10 protein-coding genes are annotated in these 17,566 nt (G+C 67.2%); 6 read left to right on the forward strand and 4 right to left on the reverse strand.

Features of this window, described 5'->3' with window-relative positions; all coding sequences use genetic code 11:
* Positions 1 to 49 precede the first annotated feature (49 nt).
* Positions 50 to 916 (reverse strand): GNAT family N-acetyltransferase, encoded by an 867-nt coding sequence (locus KF745_02390; protein ID MBX3357256.1) that lies wholly within the window; start codon positions 914 to 916, stop codon positions 50 to 52.
* 179 nt (positions 917 to 1,095) lie between these two features.
* On the opposite strand from KF745_02390, the gene KF745_02395 reads away from it, so the two are divergent.
* Complete coding sequence (locus tag KF745_02395; GenBank protein ID MBX3357257.1) at positions 1,096 to 1,560, forward strand: GyrI-like domain-containing protein; 465 nt, start codon at positions 1,096 to 1,098, stop codon at positions 1,558 to 1,560.
* 20 nt (positions 1,561 to 1,580) lie between these two features.
* Here KF745_02395 and KF745_02400 read toward each other — a convergent pair whose 3' ends face one another.
* A complete protein-coding gene (locus KF745_02400; GenBank protein ID MBX3357258.1) occupies positions 1,581 to 2,747 on the reverse strand; it encodes a mechanosensitive ion channel family protein in 1,167 nt (388 codons plus the stop codon).
* 172 nt (positions 2,748 to 2,919) lie between these two features.
* On the opposite strand from KF745_02400, the gene KF745_02405 reads away from it, so the two are divergent.
* A complete protein-coding gene (locus KF745_02405; GenBank protein ID MBX3357259.1) occupies positions 2,920 to 5,232 on the forward strand; it encodes an amino acid permease in 2,313 nt (770 codons plus the stop codon).
* A gap of 6 nt (positions 5,233 to 5,238) precedes the next feature.
* Here KF745_02405 and KF745_02410 read toward each other — a convergent pair whose 3' ends face one another.
* Positions 5,239 to 6,597: a magnesium transporter gene (locus KF745_02410; GenBank protein MBX3357260.1), complete on the reverse strand. Its 1,359-nt coding sequence runs from the start codon at positions 6,595 to 6,597 to the stop codon at positions 5,239 to 5,241.
* Positions 6,598 to 6,670: 73 nt separating this feature from the next.
* On the opposite strand from KF745_02410, the gene KF745_02415 reads away from it, so the two are divergent.
* Complete coding sequence (locus tag KF745_02415) at positions 6,671 to 7,504, forward strand: hypothetical protein (protein ID MBX3357261.1); 834 nt, start codon at positions 6,671 to 6,673, stop codon at positions 7,502 to 7,504.
* On the opposite strand, the gene KF745_02420 is transcribed toward KF745_02415, so the two are convergent.
* A complete protein-coding gene (locus tag KF745_02420) occupies positions 7,501 to 9,648 on the reverse strand; it encodes a hypothetical protein (GenBank protein ID MBX3357262.1) in 2,148 nt (715 codons plus the stop codon). The two genes, KF745_02415 and KF745_02420, sit on opposite strands and share 4 nt — an antisense overlap.
* A gap of 389 nt (positions 9,649 to 10,037) precedes the next feature.
* On the opposite strand from KF745_02420, the gene KF745_02425 reads away from it, so the two are divergent.
* Genes KF745_02425 through glgB form a run of 3 tightly spaced genes read left to right on the forward strand, consistent with a single transcriptional unit; the run spans position 10,038 to position 17,551 of the window.
* The gene (locus KF745_02425; GenBank protein MBX3357263.1) at positions 10,038 to 12,080 is read left to right on the forward strand and encodes an alpha-1,4-glucan--maltose-1-phosphate maltosyltransferase; all 2,043 of its coding nucleotides are present in this window, start codon (positions 10,038 to 10,040) and stop codon (positions 12,078 to 12,080) included.
* Positions 12,081 to 12,094: 14 nt separating this feature from the next.
* Complete coding sequence (treS, locus tag KF745_02430) at positions 12,095 to 15,502, forward strand: maltose alpha-D-glucosyltransferase (GenBank protein ID MBX3357264.1); 3,408 nt, start codon at positions 12,095 to 12,097, stop codon at positions 15,500 to 15,502.
* Positions 15,503 to 15,526: 24 nt separating this feature from the next.
* The gene (gene glgB / locus KF745_02435) at positions 15,527 to 17,551 is read left to right on the forward strand and encodes a 1,4-alpha-glucan branching protein GlgB (protein ID MBX3357265.1); all 2,025 of its coding nucleotides are present in this window, start codon (positions 15,527 to 15,529) and stop codon (positions 17,549 to 17,551) included.
* Positions 17,552 to 17,566 lie beyond the last annotated feature (15 nt).

Here is a 17,566-nt window from a genome sequence, read left to right on the forward strand (position 1 = left end):
GGGCCTCCATTTTCTGTGTTGCGGCGGGGTGTCGCGGGGGGCGAGGGGATCAGTTGAGGATTGACGGCAACCAGACCGAGCGGGGCGTCTCGAAGGGCCCGACGGTCATGTAGCTCATGACCTTGAGCGTTCGGCAGCCGCGGCTCAGGAGTTCGCGGAAGAGTTCCCGCTGGCTCAGCGGCACGAGAATCCGCTGGAACGGCGCGGGGGCGTTGGCGCTGGCGTGCCCGATGAGATCGGCCATGTCGGGCACGGAATCGGCGAAGCCGTGTCCGAGGAATCCGGGGATCAGGTAGCCGGCGGTGCGGCCGTTCCGCTCGCGGACGAACGCGGGGAATCCCGCGGCGAGCGCGGATGCGACTTCGTTTCGGCGCGTATGTCCGTACTGGGCCTCGGAGCGTGCGTGGACGGCGGGCAGGTCGGACTCGGTCATCGCGCGGATGCCGTTGCTGTCCGCCGCGCCCGGCGCGGCCTGCATGATGGCGACCGAGTCCTGCCAGTCGAAGCCGAGCGCGGTGTACAGGGAGAGGGAGGTCGTGTTGATCGCCTCCTGGAGCAGTCGCACGCGCGGGACTCGCCGCTTCGCGGCCTCATCGAGGACGGCCTGCATCAGCGCGCGACCGACCCCGCGGCCCTGGCACGATGGATCGACGGTGATGGGCCCGACGCCCGCCACGGGATCGGTGAAGGCGATGAAGTTGGAGCCGACCGCTTTGCCGTCGAGGGTGGCGACGAACCCTGCGAAGGTCGAGTTCCGCACGATCATGCCCACGAGGTGGGTCGCGGTTTCGAGCGTCTCAAAGTCGCGCGGGGTGCTGTGGCGGTCGTGGAGGGAGCCGAAGGCCTCGAAGCAGATGCGGGCCAGGTCGGGGGCGTGGTCTGGCGTTGCGGGGACGAGTTGGAGGGCGCTCTTCATGGGGCGTGTTCCTAGGTGCGTGGCGAGGGCGTTCGCGGGCGTATCGAGACAGTGGTATTATCATTAGACTCTCGTCTCATGTCAAGCGCCGCCGGCGCGGCGGGCGAGGGCTGGGCGTGGGGACCGAATACCGTTTGACGTGAGGGCCGGTTGTAGCGGCCGCTCAGGAGTCCCGCCCGATGCTCGAAGGTCCCGAGATCACCCAGTCCACGGCCCAGGCCGCGGCCGTCATCCGGCTCACGATCCCGCGGGATCAGATCCAGCAGGTGATGGGGCCTGCCATCGGGGAGTTGATGGCGGCGCTTGCCGCGTGCGGCGTCTCGCCCGCGGGGCCGGTGTACTCGTATCACCATCGGATGTGCCCGACGGTGTTTGACTTTGAGGTCGGGGTGCCGGTGCGGTCGGTGGTGGAGGGGACGGGGCGGGTGCGGTCTGGCGAGCTGCCCGCAGCGCGGGTGGCGAGGGCCGTGTACCGCGGGCCGTATGAGGGGCTGGGCGATGCGTGGCGAGAGTTCGATGGATGGATCAAGGCGAACGGCCACGCGACGGGGCCGGGGCTGTGGGAGTCCTACATCGCCGGGCCCGAATCGAGCCGCGACCCGGGGATGTGGCGGACGGAGTTGAACCGGCCGCTGCTGGGCTGACGCCGGGCGGGGCCGGCTTGCTAGCGGATCCGGCGGCGCTGGCCGGGTGAATCGTCGCCGGCGGGCACGGTGGCGTGCTCGTGGCCGTTGTCGCTGCTCTGCCGGTTCAGGTAGAGGGTCTGCGTCGGGAAGGCGAACTCGATGCCGCGCTCGCGGAAGGCCCGCGCGATCGCGAGGAGGATCTCCTGCTGGACATCCATGTGGACGTTGTATTCCGGGGAGTTGACGAAGTAAACGACCTCGAAATCGAGCGATGAGGCGCCGAAGCGGTGGAAGTGGCAGCGGTCGAACCGGGTGCGGTCGATCGATTCGATGCGTTCGCGCACCAGGCGTGGGATCTGTTCGAGGACATCCGGCTCGGTGCCGTAAATCACGCCGAAGCCGAACACGATGCGGCGCTCCTTCATCCGCTTGAAATTGCGGATGCGGCTGGAGAGCAGGTCGGAGTTGGCGAACACCAGTTGCTCGCCGGAGAGGCTGCGCACCCGCGTGGTCTTGAGGCCGACGTATTCGACGGCGCCGACTTCGGAGCCGACGACGAGGAAGTCGCCGACGACAAAGGGCTTGTCAAGGGCGATGGTCAGGGACGCGAAGAGGTCGCCGAGGATGTTCTGCACGGCGAGCGCGACGGCGATTCCGCCGATCCCCAGGCCGGCGACCATAGCGGTGACATCGACGCCCAGGTTCTGGAGCGAGATGAGCAGGATGAAGGCGTAGAGAACGAAGAGAGCGAGCCACCGGAGCCCGGTGAGCGTGCTGCGGGCCGCCAGTTCGGCTTCCTCGCTTCCGCCGTTGCCCTTCGACTTGGCGCGCCCGATGCGGTGGATTCCCCACTCGACGAGGTCGCCGGCGAAGAGCATCGCCTGGAGCGTGAGCGCCACGATCAGCGCGATCCGGGCGATCGCCATGCCGGGGGGGGCCGGCTGGAACACCATGACCGCCACCGCCGCCGCGATGACGAGCGTGACGAGCCGGAACCAGCGGGCGTTCATCCGACCGATGAGGTGCCGCCAGGAGCCGGGCTCCTGCCGGGCGGGATCGAAGCGGCGGCGGATCGCCGCCCGGATCAGTGGCACCAGAATCGCGATTGCGAGGAAGGTTCCGATCGCGAAGATCCACGACGACATGTTCTGCTCGAGCAGGCCCCACCACGCTTTTACCTGCTGGTCGATCTGATCCCAGCTCATACCTGACCCTACCCACCTCGGGCGGAATTGAAAGCACCCGGGTCATGTTTTTTGTTGTGATCCCGGGCGGCGGCACCCGCGTGCACGGCCTGATTGCGGTCGGTTCGCTACGATGGTGGAGGCTGGCGTCGACGCGGCGCCGTCAAGGTTTTGCGGACTGTCGACGCCGCCCATGGCCAACGCCCAATCACCAGTCAAGGCCGGTTCCGGAGCGCGTCTGGGCACGTTCGCGGGCGTTTTCACGCCGAGCATCCTGACGATCCTCGGGATCATCCTGTTCCAGCGGTTCGGGTTTGTCGTCGGCGCGGGCGGGCTGCTCAGGGCGCTGGGGATTGTCGCGCTCGCGACGTGTGTCTCGATCCTGACGAGCCTGTCGCTGGCCGCGATCGCGACGAATCTCCGGATCAAGGGGGGCGGTGATTACTACCTGATCTCCCGCACGCTCGGGGTGCAGTTCGGCGGAGCGATCGGCCTGGTGCTGTTCCTTGCCCAATCGGTGTCGGTCGCGTTCTACTGCATCGGTTTCGGCGAGGCGGTAGCGGCCCTGTTTGGCCAAGCGGGCGAACCCGCGGTGGTGGCGGGGATCGCGGCGGTGGCGACGCTGCTGGTGGGCACGATCGCGTACGTGGGGGCCGACCTGGCGACCCGCTTTCAGTTCGTGGTGATGGGGGCGCTCGTTGTCGCGCTGGGATCGTTTTACGTGGGCGCGTTCGGGCTGGCCTCCGAGCGGACTCTCGTCGCCTCGCTGACGCCGCCGGAGGATGGCTCGGGGTTCTGGATCCTGTTCGCGATCTTCTTCCCGGCGGTCACGGGGTTTACGCAGGGGGTCAGCATGTCGGGCGATCTCCGCGACTCGGCGAGGAGCCTGCCGCGGGGCACGTTCTGGGCGGTCGGGGTCTCGACCGCGGTGTACGTCAGTATTGCGCTGCTGCTTGCGGCGTCGATGCCGCTGAGCGAACTGGCGTCGGACTACGGGGCGTTTCGGCGGGTCGCCGCGGTCCCGTGGCTCATTGACGTCGGCGTGATCGCGGCGACGCTCTCCTCGGCGATGGCCTCGTTCCTCGGGGGGCCGAGGATCATGCAATCGCTGGCCCGGGACGAGGTCATCCCCCCGCTGCGCGCGTTCGCCAAGGGATCGGGGCCGTCGGAGAATCCGAGGCGCGCGGTGCTCCTGGCCGGGGCCATCGCGCTCACGACGATTTCGCTGGGCAATCTCAACGCGATCGCGTCGCTGGTGGGCATGTGCTTCCTGCTGTCGTACGGGCTCATCAACTACGCGACGTTCTTCGAGGCGAGGGCCAACAGCCCGGCGTTCCGGCCGCGGTTCAAGATCTATTCCGCGTGGCTGAGCCTGGCGGGCGCGTTGCTGTGCGTTGCCTGCGGGGTGGCGATCAGCCCGTTCGCGGCGGCCGTGGCCGGGGCGCTGATGGTGGCGCTGTACCAGTACCTGTCCCGCACATCGCCGCAGTCGGCGTGGGCCGACAGCCGGTACGCCAGCCACGTCAGGCAGGTGAGGGACCACCTGGTGGCGATCCGAGATGGCTCTTCGCACCCGCGTGACTGGCGGCCCCATGTGCTTGCGGTGTGCAACGAGCCGTCGGACCGGGCTCGCCTGCTGCGGTTCGCTTCGTGGATCGACGGCGACAGCGGATTCACGACCGCCGTTCAGATAGTCGTGCAGACCGATGCGGGCACGCCCGCGAGGACGGCCGCCGCGGAGGAGTCGTTTCGCGCGGAGGTCCGCGGCGCGGGGTTGCAGACGTTCACGCGTGTGGTCTCGGCGCCGAGCATCCTGGACGGGTTCACGATGGTGACGCAGGCGCACGGGCTGGGTCCGCTCAGGGCGAACACCATCTTGATGAGCGCTGATGAGCACCTTGGGGAGCCGGTCTGGGCCGGCGAGGCCCCGCCGGCGGAGGCGCTTGATGCGGCGCTGCACCAGGGCCGCAACGTGATCCTGCTCGAGGCTCGGCCCGAGGCGTGGGAGCGGATGCTGGCCGTTCCCGAGGACGACCGAGTCATCGACGTCTGGTGGCAGGATGACACAACGAGTTCGCTCTCGCTCATGCTCGCGCACCTGATGACCCGCAGCGCGGGCTGGCGCGACGCCCAGATCCGGATCCACGCCATTGCTCAGGGCTCCCACGACCAGCACACCACGCTGCAGAAGGTCGAGGAGATGCTGGAGAACGTGCGGATCGAGGCTCGCGTCGACGTGGTGGAGTTCGAGGGTCCTCGAACGCTTCTCGAGCACTCGCGGAACGCCTCGGTCGTGTTCATTCCGCTGCGGATTCGCGGCCGGCGTCTGGTGGGGCCAAAGGGAGGCTCGCTGTCGGCGGTGCTGGCGGACCTTCCGGTCACGGCGCTCGCCGTTGCCGGAGAGGACATCGACCTGGACGCCGAACCGGAGGACCCACCCGCGAAGACCGGAGCGGACCGGCCGGTGTCCGGTGGGGCCGAGGTCGTCGGCGCCTCGCCCCCGTAGCGTGGCCTAGGCGGCGACCCAGCTGACGAGGCCGAGTGTCATGGTGAATCCGGTCACATCGGCGAGCGTTGTGATGATCGGCCCGGAGGCGAGGGCCGGATCGACTCCAAGGCGCCGGAGCGCCAGCGGGCAGAGGGCGCCGAGGCCGACCGCAACGAGCGAGTTCCCGGCCATGGCGACTCCCACCGCCGCGCCCACCGCGCCGTCCGCACCCCCCAGCCGGGCGAGGATCGCCACGGCCAGTCCGAGCGGCAAGGACATCAGGATCGCGAGCAGCACCTCGCGGGCGAGCACACGCCGCCACGCGGAAGGATCGATGATGCCGAGCGTCAGTTCGCGGATGCTCACCGCGGCGGCCTGGATCGCGGCGTTGCCGCTGGTGGCCGAGATGATTGGTAGCACGGCGACGACGACGAGGGCCTTGGCGATGGTTCCCTGGTTCAGGGCGATGACCGCGGCGCCACCCAGGCACAGGACGAGGTTCACGCCGAGCCAGGCCGTTCGACGCCGCAGGCGCAGCAGCACCGGCATGGACCGCAGTTCCTCACCGCCGACGATGCCCTGGCTTACGCGGTAGCGCTCCTCGCTCTGGTGATGCTCCGCCTCGGTGACGTCGGCGCGGCTGACCACGCCGAGGAGGACGCCTCGCTCATCGACAACGGGAAGCCCCTGGTAGCCGTATTCGGCAAAGAGGTCGTCGACTTCCTGCATGGTGGCGGTGTCGCGGACGGTGGCGGGCTCGCCGCGCAGCAGGGCGTCGAGCCGCGACTCTTCGGGAGCGAGCAGCAAGTCCCGGATGGGGGCGACTCCCAGGAGTCGGCGCTCATCGTCGAGGACGTAGAGGTATTGAACCCCGATTGTGGAGTACCGCATCTGGTTTGCCCGCACATCGCGGATGACCTCGCTGATCTTCGTGGAGGCGGGGAACGCGAGGACCTCGGTTTCCATCAGGCCGCCGGCGGTGTCGGGGGCGTACTTGAGCAGCCGCGCGGCGTCGTCGCGGATCAGTTCCGGGAGGCTCTCCTGGATTTCGGACCGGGCCTGGTCCGGAACGGATGCAAGCAGGTCCGCTCGTTCATCGCTGGGGAGCCCGCGGAGCACCCTCGCGGCGACCGGGACGGGGAGTTGTTCGAGCACCGCGGTCGCCTGCTCGGCCGGGAGCCAGGAGAGGAGTTCGCTCGCCTTCTCATCGCTGAGCAGGGACACGAGTTCGGCGGACATGGCCGGGGATACCAGATCGAAGAGGCGGCGAACGCCTGCCGGATCGAGGTCGACCTCGGCGTAGATCCGTGCGGCGACCGCGGGCTCCCCGCCTTCGAGGGCGTCACGGATGGAATCGACGGGGGTTGCGCTTTCCGCATGCATGCGGCCATTATCGTAGGATGACGCCCTCGCGCCCCCTACTCCTCCGAGAGCGCGTTGAAAGAGATGCCACTCCATGACGTTCGACGAAGACAAGACGCCGGGAATCCTGCAGCAGTTGCGCGCCTCGGTTGCCAGCGGGAACTACAAGGACGCCGTCCTGCTCCTGCGGCACGCCGATGCGGGAGGCCGGATGAGGGCGGACCCTGGTGTGCTGCGGAGCCTCCGGAAGGCGGTCGGGGAAAAGAAGACGTCGGGCATCCTCGACGCGATGGCGTTCGAGGTCTGCCGGTATTGCCAGGGCGGGCGGGGCTTGTGCGAGGAATGCGAGGGCAAGGGCGTTTTCAGCGACGGCCGCGTCTGCCGGGCCTGTGCGGGGTTCGGACTCGTGCGCTGCCCGTTCTGCAACGGCACCGCGCTCGCGGGCTACGACTTTGTACCCCGCGGCCTGCGGCCGGCGGTGCTGGCGCTGCGGCTGGCGCACGGGGACAAGCGGATCAACGACCTGTCGCGGGTCGATCCGGACGCGGATGCGTCGCCGAAGGATCTTGTGCGGCTGCTGCTCGAGATCGACCGGTACCGGGGCATTCTCGCGAACGCGATCGAGCAGGTGCGGATCCAGGGCTCTGGTGCTTCCGGCGAGACATCGATGTACTCCTCGCCGATCCGTTCCCGGATTCTCGCACGATGCGAGAAGGCAAACGACCGGGCTGAGGAGGCGCTCCGGAGTGTCCTTGACCGACTCGCCAAGCGGTGCGCTTCAAAGGCGGAACGGCTGGGAAAATCGACGCCGAAGGGCTCTGTGTACGCCCGCCGGGCGACCGCCTTTGGTCGGCTGAGCACGACGAAGCGATTCGACGACTCGCCGCTTGCGACGCCGCGGGCGCTCCGCGGACCGGCTGTTTCCTAGCCGCGTGCGTCCAGAGGCCGAGGGGGGTTGCCGGCCACGCCGGATTCGAGCGGAAGGCGCGTGCGGCGCTGCGCGATTGCCGCGGCGGTGTACGCCGCGGCACAGACCATCACGGGCAGGAACGGAACAGCGAACCTGTCCGAGGGCGCCGCGACCGTGATGGCCGTTATGGCGATCGACAACAGGACGAGCATGGCCGCGACGAAGATGGCCCGGTCACCGCGCCTCCACGCGAGCACCGGGCACGCGAGGACGCCGATCGCGATGACGGGGCGCATCGCCTGCGACACCCAGAACCACTCGTTCAGGGGCCTGGTCCATGGCTGGTACTGCAGGAACGCCGTCGGCGCCTGGACCGGGTCGAAGACCGCCTTCAGTCGCTTGGCATCGTCGGGCTTGCGCGTGCTCGTGATGTCCCAGTCGTAGTTGAAGCAGAAGTTGGTCTTGTAGGGGAAGGGCCGGCCGCGGATCGGGCGCGACCACCATTCGTTCGAGGGCGCCCCCTCGATGTCATAGAAGTTCCAAAGCCCCAACTGGTTCATGAAGGCCGCGGCGACGGCGGCGGTGCTCCGCAGCGGATGCCTTGCCAGTGCTTCGTTCGTCAAGGAGCGGCTCACGGCTTCGCTGTCCCGTACATCAAGGACGTCCCGCTTCTTCACGGCCCCGGCGTAGAGGCGGTCTCGCTCCGCCGCGAACACGCGGCCGACGAAGTCGTAGTCTGACACCTTGCCGGAGGCTTGCGCCGCGCGGAGGGCATCGAGTTGCTCTCGGCTGAAGATCGCCGTGTCGTTGCCGTCGGCAACGCCGTTGGACCAGGCGTTGAGCGCGCGGTTGATCTGGAGCTTGGGCGACACGATACCGAAGGCGCCAAAGCCTGCGTAGTTCCGGTAGGACCATGGGAGGACCATCGCGACCGCAACCACCGCGATCCCGGCCCCGCGCCCGATCCGCACGAGCCACGGGGTGGCGGCTCCGCCGATGGCGACCGCCAGGACCGGGAGAAAGAGGATCAGGAGCTGGAAGTTCTCCCGAACGTGCGAGCCGAATGCGATCAGCAGGCCGATCACGATGCAGCACCAGGCGGCCAGAGACCGCGGCGACCTCCGGTCGATCGCCTCCAGCCAGCAGACGGCTACAGCGATGGCCGTGAAGCAGAGCGCGGCGAGCGACTCACGCAACAGGTAGGTGTGGTAGGTCAGAAGCACGGGGTGCAGGCCGACCACGAGCGCGGCGGCGAGCGCCCATGAACGGCCGGCGCGGCGCCGGACGACGGCGTAGGCCAGCGCCGCGGTGCCGATTCCCATCACAGCATGGATCCACGCCAGCGCGATGAGGAAGTCGGGGGTGATGGCCATCGCGCCGGCGACGACCAGGGCGAGCGCGGGCGCCTTGTAGGGCACGAACTTGGCGAACGAGCCGGTCGCCACCAGCCAGTCCGCCGCATCGATGTAGTCCATCCCATCGGACGTCACACAGCAGGGAACCACCAGCGCCACCCAACAGGTCACGGCTGCCACGGAGGTCCACACGCACGCAGGGGCGAACCACCGGCGGTGTGAGAGGATCGGGAGCGCGATCGCGAGAGTCGCGGCACCAAGGACGGCACTCCCTATCGCAAGTGTGACGAAAAGGACGCCCATTGTGCCGAGCGAGAGCCGACCGACAAGGCGAAGGGTCGGGCCTGCGTCTGTCGAAATCCACCGGTCATCGGCTCGTTCGACGCCCGAGATGGGCTCGATGCCGACGGCCCGCTGCAGGACGGTGAACCCGAGCAGCCGGAACTCAAGGATGGGATTCTCGATGCGCACCCACGCACCGGGCTCGGCCTTCCACTGAACGACAAGACTCCGGAGCCTGTAGGACGGGAGGAACACGCGGAACGGCGGGGCCGCATCGGGCACTGGCTCGGCATCGACGGCTTGGGTCGGGGCGTTCGTGGTCGTGTCCGGCTCGATCCACGCCCCACGAGGCGTCGGATTCCCCTTGGTTGTCCACTGGACCGACACATCGGACGCGCCGGGACCGATCTCAAGCCGTCCGGACAACTCGCGCTGAACAAGTCCGGGGCCTGCGAACTGCCACAGGACAACAGCCAGCGAGAGCCACACCACAAGCCACACGGCCAGTCGGAATCGAACGTGCATGCGTCGGGGGGCGAGTCTAACGGTTTTCCGTTGTGCCTGCGCTTTAGGGCGTGTGCCGCGATCACATTAGCGAGCCCCGCGCGGCGGTGGGTCGGCCGGGGTGGTTCAACGAGAGGGCTCGATCTGTATTGCCTCGATGACTCCAAATTCCTGAAGAGCGCAGCGGATGTCCCCGATGGGTGGTTCAGGGGAGGCCGTCCGGATAGACTGAAATCGAGCGGCATCAGCCGTTCCCGCCGCGGATTGGGCAGTTCTGTTCGCCGCAGGCATGGTTGCGGCCGGAATTGCTCGGCGAGTTGAACGTGTGATCGGCCTTTGATGGGAATCGGCGTCGCGTTCCGTGCGGCGATTGCATGCCACTTTGAACCACCAACCTCGGAGCCCGCTCCATGACCCGAGTCCTCAAGGCTGCCGTCAACCGGGCGACGGACCCGCGGCCAACCGGGGTAGGGGTCGGTGACGGGGGCCGGTCCCGTGTCGTCATTGAGTTGGTCTCGCCGTGCGTTGACAACGGGCGCTTCCCGGCGAAGCGGGCCACGGGGGAGTCGGTCCGTGTGACAGCCGACATCTTTGCTGATGGGCACGATCGAATTACGGCGGTCGTGCGTCACCGGCATTCCGGGGCCTCGGACTGGCTCGAGTCGCCGATGTCGGGTGTGGGGAATGACCGATGGGTCGGGGAGTTCATCGTCCCGGCCGCGGGCCGGCACGAGTACGTGGTTCAGGCCTGGATCAACCCCTTTGTGACGTGGCGGGCGGACCTGGAGAAGCGGCTGAAGGCCGCGCAGGACGTGTCGGTCGACCTGTTGATCGGGGCCGACTTGGTCGCCGCTACGGCTGCTGCAATCGATGGCGATGACAGCAGGGCGCTCGCGGAGGCGGCGCGGCAGTTGCGTTCGGATTCGGCGTCTGATGAGCGCGCGGAGGCGGCGCTGGACGAGCGGATCCTGCAGTTGATGCTGCGGCATGCCGAGCGGTCGTATGCAACGACGTCGCCGACCATGAGCATCGTCGTCGACCGGCTCCGCGCGCTCTACAGCACGTGGTATGAGCTGTTCCCCAGATCCGCATCACCGGATCCCTCGCGGCATGGCACGTTCAAGGATGTCGAGGGGCTGCTGCCGGATATTGCCCGCATGGGATTCGACGTCCTCTACCTGCCGCCGATCCATCCGATCGGCAGGTCCTTCAGGAAGGGGCCGAACAACTCGGCCACCGCGGGGCCCGATGATGTGGGAAGCCCGTGGGCGATCGGGGCCAAGGAAGGCGGGCACAGGTCGATCCATCCGGACCTGGGGACGATGGCCGACTTTGAGGGCCTGGTCGCGGCCGCGGGCCGGCATGGGATGGAGATCGCGCTGGACCTTGCGTTCCAGTGCTCGCCCGACCATCCATATGTACGGGAGCATCCGGAGTGGTTCCGCAGGCGGCCGGACGGCACGATCCAGTACGCGGAGAACCCCCCGAAAAAGTACCAGGATATCTATCCCTTCGACTTTGAGAGCGAGGCATGGGAGTCGCTCTGGGCGGAACTCCTGGGTGTTGTGCTCCATTGGTGCGACCGCGGCGTACGGATCTTCAGGGTTGACAATCCGCACACTAAGGCGTTTCCGTTCTGGGAATGGCTGATCGAGAGCGTCAAGCGGAAGCACCAGGACGTGCTCTTCCTTGCGGAGGCGTTTACCAGGCCGCGTGTGATGCAGCGGCTGGCCAAGCTCGGCTTTACGCAGTCGTACACGTACTTTGCGTGGAGGAACCTGCCCTGGGAGATCCGCGAGTACTTCACGGAACTGACGCGGACGGGAGTTGCCGAGTACTTCCGCCCCAATGCCTGGCCGAACACGCCGGACATTTTGACCGAGTACCTGCAGCACGGGGGCCGGCCGGCGGCGATGGCCCGGATCGTGCTCGCCGCGACGCTCTGCGCCAGTTACGGTGTGTATGGACCGCCGCTCGAAACCGGGGACTGCACGCCGGTCGCGCCGGGCTCCGAGGAGTATCTGAACTCGGAGAAGTACCAGCGCCGCGTGTGGGATTTCTCGCGGCCGGACTCCCTTCGCGAGTTCCTGACGCGGATCAACCGGATCCGGCGAGAGAACGCGGCGCTCCAGCAGGATCGGACCCTGACGTTCCACGATGCGGACAACCCGTCCGTGGTGTGTTACAGCAAGTCGGCCGGGCCGAATCGGGTCCTCTGCATCGTGAATACCGATCCGCACCGAGTGCAGTGGTCCGGCCTCGGGCTGGATCTCGGAGCGCTGGGTCTGAAGCCGGATGAGCCGTTCCAAGTGCATGACTTGCTGACGGATGCGCGGTACCTGTGGAAGGGGCCACGGAACGTGGTAGGGCTCGATCCCGCCGTGTGCCCGGCGCACGTGTTCGCCATCCGGTCCCGCGGGCGGTCCGAGCGGGACTTTGAGTACTTCCTCTAGAGCGGAGATTCGTGATGCCGGCAACACGACGACGAGGCTCCACGGCTCGTACCGCTCCGGCGGGATCGCCAAACGGCACCGGCTCCACGGGCGAGCAGGACCCGCTCTGGTACAAGAACGCGATCATCTATGAGCTGCATGTCCGGTCGTTCTGCGATTCCACGGGGGACGGGATTGGGGACTTCAACGGCTTGATCTCGAAGCTGGACTATCTCCAGGATCTCGGGGTCACGGCGGTCTGGCTGCTGCCGTTCTACCCGTCTCCGCTCAAGGACGACGGCTACGACATCGCGGACTACATGAACGTGAACCCGTCCTACGGGACGTTCCGCGATGTCGAGAGGTTCATCAAGGAGGCCCACCGGCGCGGGCTGCGGGTGATCACCGAACTGGTCGTCAACCACACGTCGGATGCGCACCCGTGGTTCCAGAGGGCACGCCGGGCTCCGAAGGGGAGCGCCCACCGCGACTACTACGTCTGGAGCGACACGCCGGACCGATACGTCGGGACCCGCATCATCTTCAAGGACTTCGAGACGAGCAACTGGGCGTGGGACCCGGTGGCGAAGCAGTACTACTGGCACCGGTTCTATTCGCACCAGCCCGACCTGAACTTCGAGAACCCGGCCGTGCTGGCCGAGGTGCTGAAGGTGCTGGATCACTGGATGAGCGCCGGCGTCGACGGCATGCGGCTTGACGCGATCCCGTACCTGTTCGAGCGGGACGGCACGAACTGCGAGAACCTGCCCGAGACGCACGAGGTGCTGCGGAAGATCCGCTCGCACGTAGACAAGACCTGGCCCGGCCGCATGCTGCTCGCCGAAGCGAACCAGTGGCCCGAGGATGCCATCGCGTACTTCGGCCAGGGCGATGAGTGCCACATGGCGTTCCACTTTCCGCTCATGCCCCGGCTGTTCATGGCCCTGCGCATGGAGGACCGTTTCCCGATCATCGACATCCTGGAGCAGACCCCGGAGATCCCCAAGTCGTGCCAGTGGGCGGTGTTCCTGAGGAACCACGACGAACTCACGCTCGAGATGGTGACCGACGAGGAGCGGGACTACATGTACCGCGTCTACGCGGCCGACCGCGACGCACGGATCAACCTTGGCATCCGGCGCCGCCTTGCCCCGCTGCTCGCCAACAACCGACGCAAGATCGAGCTGATGAACGCGCTGCTCTTCTCGCTGCCGGGCACGCCGATGCTGTACTACGGCGACGAGATCGGGATGGGCGACAATGTGTACCTCGGCGACCGGGACGGGGTCCGGACGCCGATGCAGTGGTCCGCCGATCGGAATGCGGGGTTCTCGCGCTGCGGCCCGCAGCGGCTCTTCCTGCCGATCATCATCGACCCCGAGTACCACTACGAGACGGTGAACGTCGAGTCGCAGCTCGCAAACCCCTCCTCATTGCTGTGGTGGACCAAGCGACTGATCGCTCTGCGAAAACGTCACCCGGTGTTCGGCAACGGCGACATCGAGTTCATGTCGCCGACCAACCCGAAGGTGCTGGCGTTCGTTCGATCCGGGTCCGACGAGACGGCGATGGTCGTGGCGAACCTGTCCCGCTTCGCCCAGCCGACCCACATCGACCTGTCCAAGTTCGCGGGGCTAACCCCGGTCGAGATCTTCGGCCAGACACCGTTTCCTGCAATCGACGACAAGCCGTATTTCCTCACGCTCGGCCCGCACAGTTTCTACTGGTTCCTCTTCAAGCCAAACGAGGCGTTCGCCGTTACGAGCGACGGGACGGACGCACGGTTGCTCCCGGTCGTCGATTGTCCGCGCGATCCGGCCGCGTGGCTCCCGACTCGGGAGGGGTGGCCCACACTGGGACGCCTGCTGTCGGGCGACGTGCCTCATCGCCGCTGGTTTGCGTCGAAGGCCAAGACGTTCCGCGCCCTGCACGTCACGGACTGCGTTCCGTTCAAGCACGCCGCGGGCTCCGCGGGGGCGTGGATGCTCCTGTGCCAGGTCGACTACGCCGACCACGAGCCCGAGACGTACGCGATACCGATCGTGATGTACCCGAAGGACGATACGGCGAGCCCGCTCGCCGATCGCCCGGCCGGCGTCATCGCGACGGTCGCGGACCCATCGGGAACCCAGTGGGTGCTGGCGGACGCGATGAGCACGCCCGACATGCCGGCGTTGCTCCTGGACTGCATCGCCCGCGGCCGGTCCCACCCGGGCACCCGCGGCGAACTCATTGCGACCAAGACCCGGGCATTCGGACCGACGGGTGATGTGAAGTCGCTGCCGGTCAAGATCAGCCGGGCCGAGCAGAGCAACTCGTCGGCGATGTTCGGTGATCGCTTCGTGCTCAAGCTCTTCCGCAGGATCGAGGCGGGGGTCAATCCCGATCTCGAGGTGCTCCGGCACCTCACCGAGAGGGCGCGATTCGGCAATACCCCGTCGCTCACGGGTTCGATCGAGTACCGAACCGGGTCCGACGATCCGCGGACGCTGGCCATCCTGCAGGAGTTTGTCGAGAACCAGGGGGACGCATGGTCGTACGCGCTCGACCAGGTCGGATTGTTCTACGAGCGTGCGCTCGCCCTGGGCGATTCCCAGATCACGCAGATCCGATCGCTGCTGCCCGAGTCGCCGCTGGACTCGTTCACGGACGCCCTCACCAAGGAGTGCGCGGACCTGCTCGGGGACTTTGCGGTCGCCGCGGCGCTGCTGGGGAGGCGGACGCTTGAGTTGCACGTGGCCCTGGCGACCGATCACGGCAACCCCGAGTTCACACCGGAGCCCTACTCGGCGCTGTACCAGCGTTCACTCTCACAGTCCATGCGGAACACGGTGCGCCGGACGCTGCAGATGCTCCGGAAGAAGATGGACAGGATCCCGGCCGATGCCCGGTCGAGCGTCGACGAGCTTGTCGGCCGGGAGGCGGATGCCGTTGCGTTCTTCCAATCGGCGAGCACAATCCCCGTCAGTACGCTGCGGATTCGGTGCCACGGTGACTACCACCTTGGTCAGGTTCTCTGGACGGGCAAGGACTTTGTCATCATCGACTTTGAAGGGGAGCCCAACCGATCGCTCGGCGAGCGTCGGCTGAAGCGATCGCCGCTGCGCGATGTGGCGTCCATGATGCGATCGTTCCAGTACGCGTCGGAGACGGGCCTGCGGCGGCACCACGACCGCGGCGGCAACGGTGCTCCGGCGATGCACCGGCTCGCGGACCTCTGGCAGGTTGCGGCGACCAGCGCGTACGTGGGCGCCTACGTGTCCATGGCGAGGAAGACTGCCCCGTCGCTGATCCCGGAGAGTGACGATGCGGTCCGTACGTTGCTGAGGATCTGGCTCTTCGAGAAGTCGCTCTCGGAGATCAACTACGAGCTGAACAGCCGCCCCGACTGGGTGGGGATTCCGCTGGCCGCCGCGTTGTCGCTGCTGTCCGGAGGCCACTGAACCGATCCGATCGGAGGAAACACCATGGCACGGCAGACTCACGCTGGACCCTCAACGCGGCAGCCCGCCGTCGTGGACCCCCGCGGACAGGCCGGAGCTGACAGCCCCAGTCTTCTTGGCGCCGATGATCTGCATCTGTTCAACGAGGGCACGCACTATCGGTTGTACGACAAGCTTGGGGCGCATCTTGTGCGATCGGGGGGCGAGAGCGGGGTCCAGTTCGGGGTCTGGGCGCCGAACGCGCGGTATGTGGCGGTCGTGGGCGATTTCAACGGGTGGGACCGGGGCAGGAATCCACTCAAGCCGCGGGGGAGCGCGGGCCTGTGGGAGGGCTTTGTGCCCGGTGTCGCGGCGGGCGCGCGGTACAAGTTCCACGTCGCCTCGCGGGAAAACTCGTACACCGCGGACAAGGCCGATCCCTTCGGCGCCATGCACGAAACGCCGCCCAATACCGCGTCGATCGTTCACGGGCTCGAATATGCATGGGGGGACGCGGCCTGGATGCGGGACCGCGGCTCTCGCCAGACGCTCCGCTCGCCGATGTCGATCTACGAGGTGCACATCGGGTCGTGGATGCGAAGCGACGAGGGGGACGGGACACGACCCCTCTCCTACCGCGAACTGGCCCCCCGGCTGGCGGACTACGTGAAGTCGCTCGGCTTCACGCATGTTGAGTTCATGCCGGTGATGGAGCACCCGTTTTACGGGTCGTGGGGGTACCAGACGACCGGGTACTTCGCTCCGACAAGCCGGTACGGGACACCGCAGGACTTCATGTTCCTGGTGGACCACCTGCACCAGAACGGGATCGGCGTCATTCTCGATTGGGTGCCGTCGCACTTTCCCAGCGACGAGCACGGCCTCGGGTACTTCGACGGCACGCACCTCTTCGAGCACTCGGACCCCCGCCAGGGCTTCCATCCCGACTGGAAGTCGCTGATATTCAACTATTCGCGGCACGAGACGCGGGCATTCCTGATCAGCAGCGCCGTCTTCTGGCTCGACAAGTACCACGCCGACGGGCTCCGCGTCGACGCCGTCGCCTCCATGCTCTACCTGGACTACGGGCGCCGCACCGGCGAGTGGATCCCCAACAGGTTCGGCGGTCGTGAGAACATCGACGCGGTGGAGTTCCTCCGCCAGCTCAACTCCGAGGTGTACCGCTCGTTCCCGGATGTGCAGACGATCGCCGAGGAATCAACCGCGTGGCCCATGGTGTCCAAGCCGGTCTATGTAGGCGGGCTGGGCTTCGGCATGAAATGGGACATGGGGTGGATGCACGACACCCTGGGCTATCTCCAGCAGGACCCGGTCTACCGCAAGTTCGCCCACAACTCGCTGACGTTCCGCAGCATGTACCAGTTTGCGGAGAACTACGTGCTGCCGCTGTCCCACGACGAGGTTGTGCACCTGAAGGGCTCCCTGCTCAGCCGCATGCCCGGCGATGTGTGGCAGAAGTTCGCCAACCTCCGGCTTCTGCTGGCGCTCCAGTGGCTGGAGCCGGGCAAGAAGCTGCTGTTCATGGGGGGCGAGTTCGGCCAATGGGGAGAGTGGAATCACGACTCGGGCCTGGATTGGGCCCTCGCATCGCCGGGCTCGCCTCATGACCGGGTGCGGGCGCTGGTGACCCAGCTCAACCGGCTCCATCGCGAGCTGCCCGCTCTGCACGAGTTTGATTCGCAGCCGCAGGGGTTTGAGTGGATCGACGCCAACGATGCGGACCAGAGCGTGATCAGTTTCCTGCGGCGGGGCGCCGGCACGGACGAGCTTGCCGTTGCCGTGATCAACTGCACGCCGGTTGTCCGACGCAACTACCGCATCGGTGTGGACCGGGCCGGTATCTGGCGCGAGGTGTTGAACACCGACGCAATGGAGTTCGGCGGCTCCGGCCAGGGAAACATGGGACAGGTAGAGGCGGCCCCGGTGCCGTGCCTGAGGCGGCCGTTCTCGCTGAACCTCACCCTGCCACCCCTGGCGGCCCTGCTGCTGACACCGGAGCGAGGGGCGACGGCCGGGAGTGACCCGACGAAGTCCCAGCCCACGCCGTGACCCGCCGTGTTCGGG

The sequence above is a fragment of the Phycisphaeraceae bacterium genome, from assembly GCA_019636655.1.
Lineage (GTDB): Bacteria > Planctomycetota > Phycisphaerae > Phycisphaerales > UBA1924 > JAHBXB01.